The organism is bacterium, from assembly GCA_030693205.1.
Taxonomy (GTDB): domain Bacteria; phylum Patescibacteriota; class Minisyncoccia; order JAHIHE01; family JAHIHE01; genus JAHILZ01.
In genome coordinates this window covers 1-19437 of sequence record JAUYBG010000006.1, presented here as the reverse complement: position 1 = coordinate 19437, position 19437 = coordinate 1, and the positions used below count along the sequence as shown (strand labels likewise).

16 protein-coding genes are annotated in these 19437 nt (G+C 40.1%); 11 read left to right on the top strand and 5 right to left on the bottom strand.

The window, feature by feature from the left end; genetic code table 11:
• Window positions 1-15 precede the first annotated feature (15 nt).
• The 11 genes from frr to Q8N37_00880 all read left to right on the top strand — a co-directional run bounded on the left by frr (window position 16) and on the right by Q8N37_00880 (window position 10037).
• A complete protein-coding gene (gene frr, locus Q8N37_00930) occupies window positions 16-570 on the top strand; it encodes a ribosome recycling factor (GenBank protein ID MDP3057070.1) in 555 nt (184 codons plus the stop codon).
• A 29-nt stretch (window positions 571-599) separates the two neighbouring features.
• Window positions 600-1718, top strand: coding sequence for a site-2 protease family protein (locus Q8N37_00925; GenBank protein MDP3057069.1), 1119 nt, complete (start codon window positions 600-602; stop codon window positions 1716-1718).
• A 22-nt stretch (window positions 1719-1740) separates the two neighbouring features.
• Window positions 1741-2982 carry an aminoacyl--tRNA ligase-related protein gene (locus Q8N37_00920; GenBank protein MDP3057068.1) on the top strand — a complete coding sequence of 414 codons (1242 nt, stop codon included), beginning with the start codon at window positions 1741-1743 and terminating at the stop codon, window positions 2980-2982.
• A gap of 111 nt (window positions 2983-3093) precedes the next feature.
• Window positions 3094-4146, top strand: a complete 1053-nt coding sequence (locus tag Q8N37_00915; protein MDP3057067.1) for a rod shape-determining protein — start codon at window positions 3094-3096, stop codon at window positions 4144-4146.
• 116 nt (window positions 4147-4262) lie between these two features.
• A complete protein-coding gene (gene mreC / locus Q8N37_00910; GenBank protein MDP3057066.1) occupies window positions 4263-4973 on the top strand; it encodes a rod shape-determining protein MreC in 711 nt (236 codons plus the stop codon).
• 152 nt (window positions 4974-5125) lie between these two features.
• Entirely contained in the window at window positions 5126-5506 is a 381-nt protein-coding gene (locus Q8N37_00905) for a hypothetical protein (protein ID MDP3057065.1), read from the top strand.
• Window positions 5472-7397, top strand: coding sequence for a penicillin-binding protein 2 (mrdA, locus tag Q8N37_00900; GenBank protein ID MDP3057064.1), 1926 nt, complete (start codon window positions 5472-5474; stop codon window positions 7395-7397). Before Q8N37_00905 ends, mrdA begins: the two co-directional genes overlap by 35 nt.
• A gap of 115 nt (window positions 7398-7512) precedes the next feature.
• The gene (greA, locus tag Q8N37_00895; protein ID MDP3057063.1) at window positions 7513-7971 is read left to right on the top strand and encodes a transcription elongation factor GreA; all 459 of its coding nucleotides are present in this window, start codon (window positions 7513-7515) and stop codon (window positions 7969-7971) included.
• A 5-nt stretch (window positions 7972-7976) separates the two neighbouring features.
• On the top strand, window positions 7977-9440 hold the full coding sequence (lysS, locus tag Q8N37_00890; protein ID MDP3057062.1) for a lysine--tRNA ligase: 1464 nt from the start codon (window positions 7977-7979) through the stop codon (window positions 9438-9440).
• Complete coding sequence (locus Q8N37_00885; GenBank protein MDP3057061.1) at window positions 9437-9844, top strand: adenylyltransferase/cytidyltransferase family protein; 408 nt, start codon at window positions 9437-9439, stop codon at window positions 9842-9844. The genes lysS and Q8N37_00885 overlap by 4 nt, the downstream gene beginning before the upstream one ends.
• 13 nt (window positions 9845-9857) lie before the next feature.
• On the top strand, window positions 9858-10037 hold the full coding sequence (locus tag Q8N37_00880) for an alpha/beta hydrolase (GenBank protein MDP3057060.1): 180 nt from the start codon (window positions 9858-9860) through the stop codon (window positions 10035-10037).
• Window positions 10038-10082: 45 nt separating this feature from the next.
• On the opposite strand, the gene gatC is transcribed toward Q8N37_00880, so the two are convergent.
• The 5 genes from gatC to Q8N37_00855 form a co-directional block, all read right to left on the bottom strand.
• Window positions 10083-10373, bottom strand: coding sequence for an Asp-tRNA(Asn)/Glu-tRNA(Gln) amidotransferase subunit GatC (gene gatC, locus Q8N37_00875; GenBank protein ID MDP3057059.1), 291 nt, complete (start codon window positions 10371-10373; stop codon window positions 10083-10085).
• Between the two features lie 93 nt (window positions 10374-10466).
• Window positions 10467-16751, bottom strand: a complete 6285-nt coding sequence (locus Q8N37_00870) for a LamG-like jellyroll fold domain-containing protein (protein ID MDP3057058.1) — start codon at window positions 16749-16751, stop codon at window positions 10467-10469.
• 74 nt (window positions 16752-16825) lie between these two features.
• Entirely contained in the window at window positions 16826-17320 is a 495-nt protein-coding gene (locus tag Q8N37_00865; protein ID MDP3057057.1) for a hypothetical protein, read from the bottom strand.
• A gap of 29 nt (window positions 17321-17349) precedes the next feature.
• Window positions 17350-18654, bottom strand: a complete 1305-nt coding sequence (locus Q8N37_00860) for a PKD domain-containing protein (GenBank protein ID MDP3057056.1) — start codon at window positions 18652-18654, stop codon at window positions 17350-17352.
• Between the two features lie 30 nt (window positions 18655-18684).
• On the bottom strand, window positions 18685-19437 hold a 753-nt coding region (locus Q8N37_00855), incomplete at its 5' end, for a hypothetical protein (protein ID MDP3057055.1).

Sequence of the window (19437 nt, the reverse complement as noted above, 5' to 3'; positions counted from 1 at the left end):
TTTTATAATAATAAAATGAGTATAAATATCAACGAAGTAAAAAGCGAGTTAGGCAAGATCGTAAGCAAATTCAATGAAGATGTAAAGGCAATGAGAACCGGGCATGTTTCCGCGATTTTGGTTGAAAACATTTTAGTTGATTATTATGGCACAAAAGTTCCCCTGAAGCAAGCCGCTAATATCACGGTTCCTGATGCCAGGCTGATCATCGTTGAGCCTTGGGTTAAGGAAAATATGAAAGACGTAGTGGCGGCAATTTCCGCGGCTAACCTGGGAGTAAATCCGGTAAGCGATGGCGTGACTCTAAAGTTGGTTTTTCCTCCGCTTAATGAGGAAGAAAGAATAAAAACGGTAAAATCAATGCATCAGCGCGCGGAAAAAGCAAAAGTTTCCGTAAGAATTTTCAGGGAAGGGCAGAGGGATATCGTAAAAACTCAGGAAAAAAACAAAGAGATCGGCGAGGATGAAAAATTCCGCCTGGATAAAGAGATTCAAAAAGCGGTTGATGGTTGCAATGAACAAATCGCGGATATCGTCGAGAAGAAGGAAAAACAGATAATGACGATATAAAAAAAACGATAAATATTTAATTTTATTTTATGACAATTGTAACTATATTGGTTTTTGTAATTACTTTGGGAATTTTAGTTTTCTTTCATGAACTTGGCCATTTTATCATGGCCAAAAGAGCTGGAGCAAAGGTGAAAGAATTTGGCTTTGGTTTTCCGCCGAGGATTTTTGGCGTTAAAAAAGGAGAAACAATATATTCAATAAATTTGATTCCTGTCGGGGGTTTTGTGAATATTGTCGGTGAAAACGGCGATGGCAAAGATGACAACAGAAGTTTTGCCTCAAAAACCATTTGGCAGAGATTTCAGATATTAGCTGCGGGAGTAACAGCCAATATTCTTTTGGCAATTATTCTTTTTAGCATGGTCGCTTATATGGGTTTCCCGTATATTCACGAAACAGGAACAGCCAATAATGTAAAAGGATTATCCGTGATGATCATGGAAGTAGTTGCCGGCTCGCCGGCACAAGTCGCCGGAATCAATCCGGGAGACATGATCTTGTCGCTGAAAACCGCAGAGAACAATAAAACGGTTGAACCCAAAAATATCGCGGAAGTCCAGGGATTTATCAATGATAATCTTGGGGGAAACATAATTTTTAATATTAAGCGCGGAGATAATAATCTTGAATTAAAAGCGATGGCGCGGAAAGATGCTCCAGCGGATCAAGGCGCGGTGGGGGTTTCGCTGGGCGAGGTAAGCATCGTCTCGTATAATTGGTATGAATCCATCTGGCAGGGAATTAAAAAAACTTGGGATGTCGGAACTTACATAATCATTACCTTGTTTACTCTTCTTAAAGAATTATTTACGACGGGAAAAACTTCAGGTCAGTTATCCGGTCTTGTCGGAATAGCGGTTATGGTCGGGCAGGCGACACAGCTTGGTCTTTCTTATGTTTTGCAATTTATGGGCCTTTTGTCGGTAAATTTGGCCATTATCAACGCCTTGCCATTTCCGGCTCTTGACGGCGGAAGAATATTATTTCTCTTGATCGAAAAAATCAAAGGCAGCCGGGTCAGCGCCGAAACGGAAGGAAAGTTTCATTTTGCGGGGATGGCCATTTTGCTCTTATTGATGGCGCTGGTGACATATAAAGATTTTGGAACTTATCATATTTGGCAAAAAATCAGCAGTTTTTTATAATTTTTTAAATTAGCATTATTTTATGCGCCAATCACAATTATTTACCAAAACAACTAAAAATATTTCAGCCGAGGAAAAAAGCCTGAACGCGCGGCTTTTGACGAGAGCGGGTTTTATTGACAAGCTGGCCGCCGGCATATATATGCACTTGCCTCTGGGGCTTCGAGTTATAAATAAGATTGGAAATATAATTCGCGAGGAAATGAACGCGGTAGGCGGGCAGGAGATCTTGATGCCGGCGCTTCAGCCAAAAGCGAATTGGCAGATAACCGGCCGCTGGGACGAGCTGGATGTTTTGTTTAAGCTTAAGGGCGATGACAGCAAAGAATACGCTCTCGGAGCCACTCATGAAGAAGTGGTTGTGCCCTTGCTTGGAAAGTCCATTTCTTCTTACAAAGATCTGCCTGTGTCGGTTTATCAGATTCAGGCCAAGTTTCGCAATGAAAAACGGGCAAAGAGCGGAATTTTGCGGGGCCGGCAGTTTTTGATGAAGGATATGTATTCATTTCACGCGGATGAAAAAGATTTGAATGAATTTTATGAAAAAATAAAAGATACATATTGGAAAATTTTTGAGAGAGTCGGAATTAAGGGAAAAACTTATTTGACCTTGGCAAGCGGCGGAACTTTTTCGAAATACTCGCATGAATTTCAGACAATTACGGAAGCCGGGGAAGATGTTATTTATATCTGCAAAAAATGCCACTTGTCGATCAACAAAGAAATATTGGCTGACATAAACCCGGTTTGTCCGGAATGCCAAAGCGAGGAATTTGAAATTAAAAAAGCGATCGAGGTGGGAAATATTTTTAAGCTGAACACGAAATATAGCGCGCCGTTCAATTTGCGTTTTAAAGATCAGGATGGAAAAGAAAAGACTGTTATTATGGGTTGCTATGGCATTGGACTTGATCGCTTGATGGGAACGGTGGTTGAAGTATGCAATGACAAAAATGGCATTATCTGGCCCTCTAGCATTGCGCCTTTCCGCGTGCATCTTATCCTGATCAACCCGGATGATAAAAACGCAAAGAAAGAAGCGGAAAATATTTACGCGTCTTTACAAAAAGCCGATATTGAGGTATTATTTGATGACCGAAATTTATCGGCGGGAATGAAATTTAAAGACAGCGATCTCATTGGAATTCCGCTTAGATTGGTGGTAAGCGAGAGAAATAAGGGTAAGATTGAAGTAAAAGAAAGAGGCAGAGAAGAAGTGAAATTAATGAGTTTGGAAGAAGCAGTCAAATTGATAGATAAATGATATTTAGGCAAAGATTTAAGATATACGATATACGATATACGATTTATGATTTAAGAATAAATCAGCGTTAAATTCATAAATCTTAAATCATAATTCATAAATCATTCTGATATGTTCAAAGATTTTTTTAAATTTTTTTCGCGAGATATTGGCATAGATTTGGGTACGGCCAATACTTTGGTTTATGTCCGCGGCAAAGGAATTGTTATCAATGAACCATCGGTTGTCGCGATAAATAAAAAAACCAATCAAGTATTGGCTGTCGGGAGTGAGGCAAAAATAATGGTCGGGCGGACTCCCGGATATATTACCGCGATCAGGCCTCTTAAAGATGGCGTGATTTCCGATTTCGAAGTTACGGAGCAAATGTTGAAATATTTTATCGACAAGGCGTCAGAAAAATTTTTTTCTTTTATTTCGCGTCCCACGGTCGTAATTGGAATTCCTTGCGGAGTAACTCAGGTTGAAAAAAAAGCGGTGCGAGACGCAGCGCTTTCGGCGGGCGCCAAAGAAGTTTTTTTAGTTGAAGAGCCGATGGCTTCGGCGATCGGAGTTAAGCTTCCCGTACAAGAGGCGATTGGAAATATGATCGTTGATATGGGGGGCGGAACTACCGAGATTGCGGTCATTTCTTTGGGCGGCATCGTGACCTCCAGGAGTTTAAGGGTAGCGGGAGATGAAATGAATGATGATATCGTTCAATATGCGCGGGACGAATTTAATCTTTTGGTTGGTGAAAAAACCGCGGAAGAAATTAAAATTTTATCCGGTTCCGCTTGGCCGCTTGGGGAAACTATCAAGGTTCCGATCAGGGGGCGCGATCTGGTTACCGGATTGCCAAAAGAAGTTATTGTGAGCGATGAGCAGATAAGAAAAGCGATCAATCGTTCCGTGCGAATAATCGTTTCAAATATTAAAAATACGATCGAAGAAACCCCGCCGGAGCTGGTGGCGGATATCATGGGGCAAGGTATTATTCTGGTCGGAGGAGGAAGCCTTTTAAGAGGCATTGATAAATTAATTAATCAGGAAATTCAGATGCCGGTGCGGATAGCCGACGATCCCCTAACCGCAGTTGTAAGGGGAACCGGTATTATTATTGAAAACATCGATACTTTGCGAGAGGTTCTGGTTTCAATTGAAGATGAAAAAGTGCCAACGTAGAATTAAGCCATTGTTTTAACAGATAATGTAAAATGAGGCCGATTAAACGTAATATCAAATTTTTTGCCGCTATTTTTTTTATTGTGATAATTATTTTTTTAAACAATAAAAATTATTTGGAGGCATTTAAAAATAAACTTTCCTATTTTTTTTATTATCCCGAAATTATTATTTCAAAAATAAATTTTTCCGTAAAAGATTCTTTGCGTTTGATCTTTGAAATAAGAAATGCATACGACGATAAAGTTCTGTTAATGGATGAAAATAATAAGCTGCGTAAGCAAATTTCTGATCTGAAGGAAGTAAATAATGAAAATAAAACGTTAAGAAATATTCTTAGTCTCCCTTTAATTAAAGAGCATTCTTTTGTTGACGGTACGATTATTGGAAAAGATCCTTATAATTTTTCAGATTATTTACTGATAAATTTGGGCAGTGAAGCGGGGATTGGCAAGGATATGGCGGTAATCGATCAAAACGGTTTTTATATCGGCAGGATAATCAATGTTTCGGCAAATACCGCCGGGGTTCTTTTGTTTACCGATAGGCGAAGCGTTATTAGCGCGATCGATCAAAATACTCGGGTTCAAGGTTTGGTAAAAAATGATCAAAATATCGGGTTGTATTTCGATATGGTTTTGCAGGATGCCGAAGTCAACGCGGATGATATTTTGGTTACTTTGCCGGTCAGCGGCAGTATTGCCGCATTTCCACTGGCAAAAATTGTTTCAGTTGAAAAATATCCGAACAAAACATTCCAAAAGGTCATTCTTTCTCCATTAGCCGATATGAAAAAAATAGAAAAAGTTTTTATTTTATTAAATTAATTTCAATGAAGCTTACATATGCTATTTTAATTTTAATTTTAAGCGTAATTATCCAGACAAGCTTTATCCGGTTATTTGATTTTTTTTTATTTGCACCCAATTTATCGCTCGTTGTTTTGTTTTTATTATGTTATTTTTTATCGTTTGAAAAAATGTTAATTTTAACGATAGTCGGGGGAATAACGATAGATCTGGTCAGCTCGGTAAGTTTTGGTTCAACTTCTTTAGCCGCTTTGGGCGCGTACTCGTTAAGTTTTTATTTAAGAGAAAATGTCCTGAAAGGGGGAAGGTTTTCGGATTTTTTACTGAACAGCTTGATCACTTTTTCCGCGTTTTACTTTTTATTGGGGATCGCGAATGTTTTTTTGAAAGCCTCGACGGGTTACGCGGGAATTTTCAAATTGATGGATATTAATTTAGCAGGAGAGATATTGTTTAATTTCGCGCTTAGTGTTTTTGGATATCGTCTTATAAAATATTATAAAAACAGTAAAATTTATGGTTTTGCCCGGAACATCAAAATATCGTCTTAAGAAAAAAACTTCAAGCGACTTGGAGTTTGAAGAGACTACTCCTTTTATTCACAATAGCGGTGAAAAAATATTAGGCAGCAACGAGCGGGTTAGTGTTTATTCAAAATTCACGATATCTATTATTATTGTTTTGATCGGAGTATTAAGTTTGCAGACATTCAAGCTTCAGGTTATTGACGCGAATAATTTTGCTATTTTAGCCGAAAATAACCGTTTAAAAGAAGTTACTTTCCACGCTGACAGGGGAATTATTTATGATAAAAATAAAAATTTTTTAGTTAAAAATAAAGCGATCTTTGATTTAGTGGCAATTCCCAAAGAGGTTACTCGCGACGCAAATGAATTAAAGCAAATCGTAGAAAATATCGCGAAAATTACCAAAAGAGATCCCGCTGAGATCAGTGGTAATTTAGAAAAAATTGACCGTACGTCTTATAAAGCAGAACTTATACTGGATAATTTGGATATTACGAGCGCGATGGCGATTGAATCTTTGGGTGAAAAAATACCCGGTTTTGAAATAAAAAATAATGCTATACGGGAGTATCCGGACGCGAAATATTTTTCAAATATAATCGGTTATACGGGACGCGTCAATCAAAAAGATCTAAGTTCGGATGATTCTTATGAAACAGCCGATTTTATCGGGAAAGGAGGCCTTGAGGCTTATTATGAAAAATATTTGCGCGGCGAAAAAGGAAAAGAAAGTTTGGAAATTGATGCCAACGGGCGAGTTATTTTCACTTTAAATAAAACCGAAACCAAAACTGGCGGTAATTTAATTCTTTCTTTAGACGGAAACTTGCAAAAAAAACTTCAGGATACTTTAGCCGAGATGTCCAAAAAAATAAAAATTAAAGAAAAGAATAACGGCGCCGCGGCAGCGATCGCGATGGATCCCCGGAATGGAAAAATTTTGGCATTGGTGAGTTTGCCGGCGTATGATAATAATATTTTTGCGGACCCCGCGAATAAAAATAAAATAAGCGCTATTTTCCAGGATCCGCTCAGTCCGATGTTTGATCGCGCAATATCCGGCACTTATCCGCCGGGCTCGACCATAAAACCGGTAATGGGCACGGCTGCGCTATCCGAAGGAATTATAAATAAAAATACGATCATCGAAGATCGCGGCGTGATCACTGCTTATAATCAAGATTTTTATGGTTGGAATCGTTCAGGTTTGGGGCCAATGAATATCATTTCCGCAATGGCGCAATCTTCGGACATTTTCTTTTATACGGTTGGCGGAGGATTTGGAAATTTTAACGGACTTGGCGTGGAAAAAATAGATGAATATTTTTGGAAGTTTAATTTAGGAAAAAAACTTGGCATTGATCTGCCCAATGAATCCAATGGCCTTGTGCCGACCAAAGAGTGGAAACTGGCCAATATAGGCAAGAATGAACCATGGACCATCGGCAATACCTACCATATTTCTATTGGACAAGGCTATCTTCTGACTACGCCGCTTCAAGTCGCTTTATGGACATCGGTATTTGCCAATAGTGGAACGCTTTACAAGCCTTATTTGGTTGATAAAATAATTTCAAGCGAGGATGGCAGTGTAACAAAAGAATTCGCGCCTCAGATAATTAACGATAATATTGCCGAACAAAAATATATTAATATTATCCGCGACGGTATGCGGGAGGTTGTCGTGAGCGGGTCAGGCGGATCGCTTAGGGATGTAAAAGTAAAAGTAGCCGGAAAAACCGGCACCGCTGAATATGGCAATGCGGGTAAGACTCACGCGTGGTTTACGGCTTTTGCTCCATATGATGATCCGGAAATTGTTCTAACGATTTTAATAGAAGGTGGAGGAGAAGGCGGTATAAACGCGGTTCCGGTCGCAAAAGATGTTTTGAGCTGGTATTTTGAGGATAAATAGCATAAAAATATGAGGTTTGACATGAATTCGCGAATAAGCTAATATATAGGCATGTATTGCTTCCGGGAGCGCTATTTTTTTTAAACCATAGTTTAATCAATAAAATTATATTTATATGGCGAAAACCTATTTAACCGAAGAAGGCTTCAAGAAATTAAAAGAAGAGCTGGATTATTTAAAAACCACCAAAAGACAAGAAATTGCCCGGCGTATTCATGAGGCAAAAGAGCTTGGAGATTTGAGTGAAAATGCCGAGTATTCCGCAGCCAAAGACGCAAAAGCGGAATCTGAAATAAGAGTTGGAGAAATAGAAAAAATGTTAAAAGAATCGTCAATTATCGAGGAGCCAAAGAAAATCGGAGTGGTGCAGATCGGTTCCACCATAGAGGCGGAAAATGGCACTGGAAGCCATAATTTCACAATTGTGGGACGCAATGAATCAAATCCGGTTATCGGCAAGATCTCCAATGAATCTCCTCTTGGCGCCGCTTTTTTGGGCAAGAAGATCGGCGATAAAGTAGCCGTAAAAACTCCCAAAGGAATGAATATGTATAAAATAATAAAAATAATTTAAATATTGTGATTAATAAAATTCGCGGCGTACGTTTGGAAAAAATGAAAAAAATAGCTGAAGCCGGGATTGATCCATATCCGGCTAAAACCGCGAGATCTCATAAAACAAATGAAGCAATTTTAAACGCGGAAAAACTTGAAAAGGAATCAGCCGAGATCATCCTTGCCGGCCGGTTAATGGCGATTCGGGGTCACGGAGGATCCATATTTGCCAATATCGCTGATGATTCGGGCAGTTTTCAAATTTATTTCAAGAAAGACGATCTTATTCCGTCGCAATGGGACTTGATCGGATATTTTGATGTCGGTGATTTTATTGAGGCTACGGGAAAAATTTTTACGACAAAAAAGGGCGAAAAAACCCTTTTGGTTTCCAATTGCAGGATTTTGGCAAAATCACTTTTGCCTTTGCCGGAAAAATGGCATGGGCTTCAGGACGAGGAAGAAAGACTGAGAAAAAGATATTTAGATATTTTATTTAATCCGGAAATTAAAGAGATGATTAAAAAAAAGTCTGTATTTTGGAATGCTGTTCGAGAATTTCATTTGCAGCGCGGATTTTTAGAGGTAGAAACTCCTGTTTTAGAAAATACAACCGGCGGTGCTGACGCTAATCCTTTTGTAACCCATCATAGCGCTTTTGATACGGATGTCTATTTACGCATCTCTGCCGGCGAATTATGGCAAAAACGTTTGATGGTGGCTGGCTTTGAAAAAACATTTGAAATAGGCAGGATTTTTAGAAACGAGGGAGTATCTACCGAACATCTTCAAGACTATACTCAATGCGAAGCATATTGGGCATACGGAAACTTTGAAGATATGTATAAATTTTTACGTGATTGCTATCGTTTTGTGGCGCAAAAAACTTTTGGCACCCTTGGATTCAAAATTAGAGGATTTGATGTTGATTTGGGCGCCGATTGGCCAATTATTGATTATACCGAAACTGTCAAAAAAGAAACAGGCATAGATATTTGGCAAGATAATGATAAAAAAATACAGGAAAAATTATACGAATTGAAAATTAAATCAGAAGCAAATAATCGCGTCCGTATGGTGGATGCGTTATGGAAATATTGCCGTAAAAATATCGGGGGACCCGCTATATTGATTAATGAACCAAAATTTACTTCTCCATTAGCAAAAGTATTGTCGAGCAATCCAAATATTACCGAGAGATTCCATTTTATTATTGCTGGCTCGGAAGTCGGCCAAGGGTATAGCGAACTTAATGATCCAGTCGATCAAAGAGAAAGATTTGAAAATCAACAAAAACTTCGAGATGCCGGCGACAAAGAAGCGCAAATGGCAGATTATGATTTTGTTGAAGCGCTGGAATACGGTATGCCGCCGACTTGCGGACATGGCTTCAGTGAACGATTATTTTCTTTTTTAATGGATAAGCCGATTAAAGAATGTCAGATATTTCCATTGATGCGACCGAAAGAAATTAAGATAAAGAAATGAAAAAAGTAATGGTGTTTGGGACATTTGATATATTCCACGAGGGTCACAGGGATTTTTTGAGGCAGGCCAAAGAATACGGAGACTTTTTAATTATTATTGTTGCCAGAGACAAGAATGTTTTTAAGGTAAAAAGCGGGTTGCTAAAAAATAATGAGCTTGCCAGGCAAAAAACAATATCCGAAAGCAAATTAGCAGATTTGGTAGTTTTGGGAGATTTGGATGATAAATATAAAGTGATTCAGAAATACAAACCAGATATGATTTGTTTAGGATATGATCAGGAAGTAATGCTTGAAGAGTTAAAGGAAAAATTGACTGCGTTTGACCTTGTCAAGACGCAAATAATTAAATTAAACCCTTTTCATCCGGAAATATATAAGTCGTCGAAGTTGAGAAAAAAGTAGATGTATGTTAAATATGCAGGAAAAACAAATTAAAATTGACGATTTGAATGTAAATTATAAACAAATTGGCGATGGAAATATTCCAATTATTTTATTACATGGGTGGGGGATTAATTCGGATAAATACATTGAAACCGCAAAAGAATTGCTCAGATTTACGATTTACGATTTACGATTTACGGGAAAATTATAATTATTCATAAATCTTAAATCATATTTCATAAATCAATTTTATTTTCTATAACACCGCCTTAACTTTAAAATATTCCCCTTCTGCCAGCGGCGCGGCCTTAAAGATCTGTTTACGAGTGTCTTCGTTGCAATCCTCCGTCTTATCTTCCCGGACAACATTAACCAAACCGGTAACCTGACTGGTCGGAACAACATTATCGGTATTCACTTTTGACAGCTGTTCAATAAAACCTAAAACCGCCGAAAGCTCTTCGGCATATTTTTCTTTTTCTCGGCCGGTCAACTCAATCCTGGCTAAATCAGCGATACGCTGCACTTCTAAGCCGGTTAATTTCATATGAATAAATTAAAACAGTAAATTTCTTACTGTTTTAATTATACTCTTTATTATATTTTTTTCAATGCCCCGCTTCGAGCTTTCAGCTTTTTCTTATCTCGGTATCACTTCTTTCCATTTCAAATTAGAATAACCGACGATAGACGTGGACGCCGCTCTTCCGCCGTAATTTTCGGTTATAACTCGATAATATTTTTCCGCCACGGAAGCATTATTGTCAATATATTCTAATTCGGCATCAAGAACTTCTGTTCCGCATGCGCGCGCCGGACCATTATTGATAATATCCGAACATATTGTACCGAGAACGGAAAAAGTGCCGGCAATAAAATCTCGAGTGGATGATCTTTGAACTTCATACAACGGGGGTTTTCCGGCATTCGTATATTCATTACCCAGCGTCGGGTTTGGCCGCACCCAATGAATCCTGGTTTTCCCCGGACCAAAAACGGCGGAAGAAACCACGGAAGCGACAGGCGGCGCGATCGGAACATAAACAGGAGAAATAATGTTTGAATAAGTTATGCCCGCATCGCCGCCGCCCGCATTATTTATGGCTAAAATTTGATACTCATATGTTCTATTTTCGCTAACCGTATTATCAATATAATTAACGAGACCGGAAATCGGAGGATCGACATAATCTACGCCCGCAAGCATTATTACAACAGGATTATCATAAGCCGCATTGGATATTTTTCCAAAAATACTTTTTAAATAATCCAGCCAGCCATTTTGTTTTTGATAAGCAAATTCCGTCTCGCCCTTAATCCTTCTGAAAACTTTATATTTAGTTTCATTTTGAGTATCTGTCCACCTTAATGAGACCGAACCGCCAGTTACAACAGTATAGGCAGAAAAATTAAGATTCAGTGTCGGGGGATCAAAAGGAGGAGTATTTAGGCAATCAATTGCCTCGCCTTCACCGGCGGGAGTTATGTCCGAAATTGCATGATTATCCACGCCTGACCCAACCGCTTCAATTCTATATGAATAGGTATGTCCGGTGATAACACTGCCATCGGAATATTCTGTTATGGAAGACGGCGATAGATTTTCAAAAATATTAGCGTAACCCGATTCGCCCGCTGTAATATCTTTGCGAAGAACATTGAATGAAAGTGTTTTGGTATTATCGTATGGCGACCATATTATATTTATTCTCGAAGTCATTCCGGCGCATTGCGGCGCAGTTGCAATTACCGGTTTTATCGGTGCGTTATAGCAAGTTAAAACAAGCGCAGTCTGTATATCCGAAGTTCGGGTTATTCCACCGCTGCCAAAAGCCCTGACAAAATAATCATAACTGACGTTGCTTGCCACATTCATATCCACATAGGAAGAACTGGCAATACTTCCCGGAGGATTTAATAATATAAAGCTCACGTCTGTGCTGCGTTTCTTATAAATATTCCAATAATAAGTATTCGAATCGGCAAGCCAAGAAACAGTCATTTGCGTATTAGCGCCATCGCATCCGGACGTTAAAGTCACCTCCGGCGTTAAGGGATTGCAATTCAGCGGAGCGGAACTTGCCATGTTGGATGTGGGAATGCTTGTTCCCCCGGGACCGATCGAAGAGACATTATAATCCTTGCTTACGCCTGTCGCGGCTGCCGAGTCCCAGGCGGTAATATTATTTAAAATATCATTGCCGCTCGCATCCGTAATACGCGCGTACAAACCCCAGCCGCTCGTTCCTTGCTGGACTTTTATCAATAAAGTATTGATTCCCGCGATAAGATTAATATTTTTAGTATCCTGATCAGGAGAAGCGCCTCGTTGCGTTGCATTTGTGTAAACCCACGCTCCGTTTACAAAAGCTTTTACGCCATCATCGCTGCCAATACGTAATTGCGCCGACTGCGCCACCGGACTATAGAAATAAGCAAAAGCATAAGCGCTCGCGTAAGTTTTTGGAGTCAAGGCGGACATCGGAGCGGAAGTAAGAGTAAAATCGGTGAGATTGCTTGACGGCACGCTATATTCAAACCAGGTTTTCCCGCCATATATTTTTCCCGCTCTCGGCTTTACACTTGTCTCTCCTCCCAAATAATCAGCGGCTAAAGCCGTATTGATTTCCGCGGCAGTAGGCGTAGACCCCGCGTGAGAATATGTAAACCCTCCGATTATCAGCCAATTTTTAATATAACCGTTGCTATTCGAATTGATCGTCTTCATTAAAACGGTATTTTTATAAATGGTATAATCCGTAGTATTGGCTGTTTTATTCCAATTTAAAACCGTAACAGGATCATTGTAGCTGGAACAAATGTTGCTTAAGCTTATGCTTGGCGCAGAAGGTAAAGTGCAAATATTGGTTCTTCGGCTGGCCACTACAGACACAGCGCTTTCCAGCCCGCCCACCGGACCAATCGCTTTGATCCAATAATAATACACGGTATCATCCAAAAGGCCGGAGTTTTGCCATGACCGGGAATTAAATAACGCCGGTTCCGTGCTTTTATCTATAGTTCTTGTCAGAGTCGCCGTGCTAAAATTATTTTCAGTGTTTCTGTAAATTTTATATTGTTGGGTATTATAAGTTGTTGCGTCCGACCAATTAACCGTATTATAAGGAATACCAGATGTACAAGCTCCGTTAACTGAAGTAATTACAGGCACGGAAGGCGTGCAATAATTATTATTAAGCGATACAGCGGGATCAATTATCGCATTATTAGACGGCTCGCTTGGACCGCCTGGGCCATAAGCGGTTACTTGATAGGTATAATAAGTATTAACCGCCACTGTTGTATCCGTAAAAGACGAAATTGTCGCATTGGGCGTTAAAGGACTGCCGTTTCTGTAAACCGTGTAATAATCAGTATTCACAATATCTGCCCAGTTAAGATTTACTCTCGGATAAGAACCGGAACAGGAAGGAGTTGCTGTCAGGCTGGAAATAGTATCCGGAGGAACACAGAGTAAAGCGTTTACTGATCTAAAATTGCTTTGATTGGTTAGACCAGTCGGACCGACAGCTTTAATATAATAAGAATATGAAACTCCCGAATTAAGCCCTAAACCATTATTATTATCATCCCATGTTCTGGATAAATATTCGGAATCCGCTTTATAAACCGTTTTGATCAATGCGCTGTCGCGATAAATTTCATACTTATCGGTATTGATAGAGTAAGACCATTTTAATCTCACGGAAGATTTTACGCTTCCTTGGCAAAAAGTATTTGCCTCCAAACCTAATTTTGTCGGTTCGCAAACAGGTATTACTGTAGAAGAAGTAAGATTGGATAAAACAACTCCACCCGGGCCATTTGCCCTGACTTGCCAATTGTATTTATTGCCGGTTTGCAAACCATTGCTTGTCCAGGAAGGATCTTCGAGGTCAACAGCAATGCTAGCTCCCAAGACGCCATTATTGCTGTTATTAAAACTATTGGAAACAGTTTGACCGCTTCCTTCATCAAAATGCCATAACCCAATCAAGTTACTTTCATTGCTATAAATTCCGCCATAATGCTCCAACGCTTCCGTATTGCTTAAAACCCTGTTATAAATCCTGACCTCGTCTATTAATCCTTTAAAATTATTAACATATCCCTCTCCTGCGAATAAATTGTATGTGCTCACCGAAGGATCATAACTGCTCGTCCAAGTACCAGAGCTTGCAGGGCTTCCGTTCTTGTAGGATTTCATCGTTCTTGTTGCTTTATTTCTGGTTATAACCACATGAACCCACTTATTGTTTTCAAAAACATTCGGAGTGTTAAAACTCATATATGGCGAATTGTTGCCGCCCGCTGAACCATGGTAATAGCTAAGCTGTCCGCTTATTTCCATAGTTAAACAAAATTCGCCGCCATAAGATTTACAAATCGGATTTTGCCTTGAAGGCGAAGAAACACTGGATGGATTTGCCCAAAATTCTATGGTCAGATCTCCGGTAAGCGGCATGCTTGTCAATCCAAAATCAACGGAACTGCTTCCATTAAAATTCAAAGCGTTACCGAATCCTATATCCGAATATGGCGAAGTTGCGTTAATAAAAGTATTAGTTTCAGCGACAGAATCATCGGCGTTTAAACGATTGCGAAAAAGATCATAAGACGTGGAATTACTGCTTGGCGACCAATTCAGACCAGATCTTGGATATGAACCTTGGCAAAAAATATTTGGAGGATTAGTTAAAGTAAAACCGCTGGGAATAGCGCAGTTATAAGTTGTGATCGGCTTAAATCCTTGAGTGGATGTTTTGGTGTTTAACTGGCCGACAGCAACCACCTTGTAACTATACGCTGTTGTTTGGGCGGTAGGATTTGTGTCCACCCACGAATAACTTGTACCGCCAAGGGCAACTGTCGCAATCGGTATAGTTCCGCCATTAAGATCTTGCCTAAAAATTTCAAAATGATCCGTATTTGCCTTATCCGATGTCCAGCTAACTTTTACTTTTGCATTGCCACTCTCGCAATAAGTGCTCAAAGTAACCGCCGGAGTGGTTGGCAAACACGAATCGGTAGTAATCGATTTGACGGAAGAAAAAGAAGGATTAACCCCGATAACACTATTGGCAATTATCTGATAATAATATGCGGTGGATGGATTAATTCCATCATTATCAATTTTAGAATAAACTGATTTGTCGACAATAGCTTTCGTTGCCAAAGATCCGGCTGCCAACCCTCGCTTTATTTCATAATTAACTATGTTCTCGGCGCTGGTTACAGACCATGAAAGATTGACTTGAGGCATATTTACACTGCAACTTTTGGTTAAGGTAAGAGTTGGCGCAACCGGAGGAGTACAGCTTACCGCCGTAATGCTTTTGGTATCGCTGGCTGAAGTGCTTGTTCCTGCTTTTCCATACGCCCGCACAAAATAATTGTAACTGATTCCGCTTTCCACGCCGGCGTCAACATAAGAAGTATTCGACAAATTGATCAGCGCCGCGCCATTGCGATAAAGAGTATAATAAATTGCGTTGTCGGAAGGGGACCATTCCAGCGCTATTTTTGACTTATTACTTTCACAATAAGCGCTTGGGTTGTTTAAAACCGGGGTAGGACTGGGCGGAATAATCGTGATACAATCAACGCTCTGGCTTGCCGTATTGGAAATAAAATTCGGAAAACCGGCCACACTTGCTTCAGCGCGATAAGAATGCGTACAAATACTACCCGGACAAGTTACGGAATTCAGATAATCCACAAAAGAATTTTCCGTTCCGTCAAGTTGTTTGATAAAATCTGCGCCATCCCTATATAAATTATATAGATCCGCCCCCATAGTTTTTGTCCAGCTAAGACGCATTTCCGGATTATTAAAAGCATCGCACATACCCGCCACGCTTACAAATGGAGCGCATCGGGAAATGGCTTGCGTTTGTGTCAAAGAGCTTTGCGAAATTTCCACCGCATCTTTAACCCAGACTGCCTTTACAAAATAACTTATATTCCCGCCACTCCAATAAGAAAAAGGCAGGCTTGCGACTAAATTGTCGTTATATATTGCTGAACCGGTAACCGTATCTAAAAGAATATAACTTCCTTCGCTCTGAGCTTTGCGATAAATTTCATACCGGCTAACCCCCAATAGATTATTCCAGAATAAATTCGCTACAGGACCTCCGGGAGAACTGGCGCCACAAGCCGAATTAACGGTTAAACTTGGCGCGCAAGCAGAGGCGCTGATGCTGCTGCTTGCCGATTCTATGCTTACGCTGTTTTTCCAAATTGCGCGAATTTTATATTCATAATCATTTGTGCCGATAATATTTTTACTATCACTATAATTTACACCTGTTGCTTCGCCTGTTTTAACAAAAACTAAATCCCCTGCTGTTACATTTTTTCTTAAAATCTCATACTTTAAAAGATCTCCGGTAACGCCAGACCATAATAAATTATTAACCGGACTGTTAGCCTTGCAAACAGGCTCTAAAAAATACAGAACAGGCGCGCAATAATAAGCATTAGCTAAAATTTCGTTGGAATAATAAGTAACCGAGTTTTTTGTTGCTTTAATTTTATAATTATAATTCTTGTCGCTGTGAGTAGCGCTATCGGTGTATTTTTTCAGCTCATTATTATCCACAATGCTGTTGATTAAAGCATAAGCTGATTCGTTTTCGGTTGATAATTTTCGCAAGATTTCATACGTAGGACCGCCTACTATATCCGACGACCACGTTAACTCAATATTTCGCTTGCTATCGCTCGTACAGCTTTGACTTAACTCATTTAATTCATTTAAAACAATACCGGGGCTGGCGGCAGAAACGGAAAAAATCGCGCTAAAATACAGGCCAATAATAAATACCGCAACGATCATCGCGTTTTTTAATAAACCAAAAAAAACAATACCAGGCATCGGATTACTATAGCGCCGCAATAATTGTTTTTTATTTATAACCATTGGTAAAAAAATAACTTTTGAGCTTAAACTATTACTTTAAATCAAATATTTGCTTCATATAAAACAATGGATATTTAGGGCAAAATCGTCATTTGAGTCGCGGAAAATTCTATTGCGGAGCTTATATCTTGTTCGGCAATAACTTCAATATAATCGCCCACTTTAATATCGCTCAAATTTATCACGGATTCAACCGGAGAATTCTTAACAAAAACCAGCTTCTTGATATTCGTGGCGGAATCAATATTCGCCCTCCTGGATTCAGTACTGCTTACGATCTCGCCCTTGAAATCCTTGCTGGAAATTGTGGCATCGAAAATCACCGCGCTTTTTTCTATTTTAGTTATTTTTCCCGAAAGATTATATAAAACCTTGGGTAAAATAATTTCAGGAGTCTTTCTCGCCGGAGCAGCGGTTTCAGCCGGATTGTTCCTCGAATTATTTCCATCATTACCATTGCCTGAAAATTGTAAAACAAAGAAACTAAGCGCGATAATTAAAATTATAATTAAAACCGATAGAACAAAGATTGATTTAATGAACTTCTCTTTGGTAAAATTCATATTCATATTCATATTAAATAATTAAATTAAAATTATTATTTCGGTATTACTTCTTTCCATTTCGGACTTGCCACGCCGATATTGATGCTGCTGTTTTTGGTGCAAGTAAAACCGCCAGGATCCGTCATGGTGAATCCGAGAGCGAAGTTTCCTTGAGCGGTATAAGTGTGTTTAGGGTTTGATAAGGTGGAAAGGGGCGACCCGTCGCCGAAACTCCAGCTTCGGCTCGCGCAAGGCGTAGAATTATTGTTATTGTCGTAACAAATGGATCTATCGGTAAAACTGATCGGTTCAAATTGAGAGTGATTTACGGGACAAGAAGTCGTCGAAGGAGAACAAATGTAATCAGCGGTCGGATACATATGAATGGGGGTGGTAAATAAGGGTGCGGCAGGAGTAATCCAGCCCGAAAACGCCTCGCTCGAATCCCAAACCTGAACGCGCCAGTAATAAGTGGTGTTGTAGGATAGTTTATCCGCGCTCGGCGCGTCAGCCGCTGAAGTCAATAATACTGACTGGGTATTAACAGAACCATCGGCGTTGGTTAAACCGGAAAATGTCCGATCAACAGTCGGGGTTAAAAAATTACTGTCATTGTCTATTTGCAGCTGAAACTTGCTTTCCGTATCGCCTGAATCAGAGAATGTCCATTGAAAACCATAGGCCGCGCCGCTTGTGCATAAAGCCGTGACGGTTGGAGGAGTAATACTAAGATTAGCAGCAACAGGCGGAGCATTGGCGAGATAAACGCCGCCGAATGCCGGGTTAAACTTAATCCAGCCGGCAACATCGCCTCCCCAGGCATAACCAATAAAATTAGAACCGGTTTTGGAAACTTTATAATTGCTTGTCGCGCAGACTCCCCCGTTTAAACAATTCAAAGATATCCATCCGTCCCAGCCGCCGCCGTTGGCCAAAGCCCGCGCCCAGCCGAGAAATTCACCTGTTCCGGAATTATATCGCGGCTGGCAAGTTCCCGCCGGACAGCCGATCACAGCCGCAGGATTAAAACTAATCCAGCCGATGTTCTCGCTCCAGGCATAACCGGATAAAGTATTATCAGTGTTTAAATTAACGCCATAAGCTACCATATTTGTACCGGCGGCAGGACAACCGACGGCGCCTTCTGACTTACCATCATTATTAGCATCGCAATTAACGCTATTAAAACTTATCCAGCCGATGTTCTCGCTCCAGGCATAGCCAGCGACATTATCGGTTACCGCGGCTTTAACGTCAGTTTTATTTATTCCGCTTCTAAAATTCAAACCGTTAAAAATAAAAAAGATAGAAATAAAAATAGCGATAAAACTGAAAATAATTTTTGGCTTGATGATCATTTTTTTAAAATTATTAATTAATTATATGTATTAATAGCATCCAATCTCTGTGCGAGATGCGGTACAAGTACTGGTTAAACAAGCGTAATTGTTCCCTCTGGGATTGACGGATGCATAACTGCATGTTTCAATCGCACCATTATCCGACCATGTATGCGATGATGTGGTGCACCGGGTATCCTCGAAATTACACATACTGTTGCAAGAAGCACCCACGGTTGTCGAATATCCACGATATTGAACCCATGTAGAAGGACAGCTTGCTCCGCTAAACCGGCAGAACTTATCAGCGCCGAAAGTAAATACCGACCCGCCGGAAGCGCTACACTGCGCCGGCGTGTGAAGTCCGCCTGCCAGCCGCTCTTCGGACGCGGAAGTTAACATCCATACTGAACCATTAAAAATTTTAATCGTTTTTGACACACTGTCATAATACATCTGGCCTTCGACCGGTGAAACGGGCTCCAAAGATTGCGGAACTAAAATAGTGCCGACAGAGCGAACATTACCTCCTACTACATCCAGCTTTGCTCCAGGTGCATTCGTCCCAATGCCGACATTGCCTTTGTCAACAATCAAACCATTAGCAGCCCCACTGGTATTTAACCATAAACCACCTGATTTGGTTTGACCCGTCGCTCCCACATTCAAAGGCGTGGCCACATTGCCGCTCGGAGGCGCGACAGTCGGTTCGGTCCAGGCAAGGACAAAATAGGACAGGGAAAGAGAGATTGCCAAGACTGACACGATGAAAGCGAGAGATTTGGTAAGTTGTGAAAATTG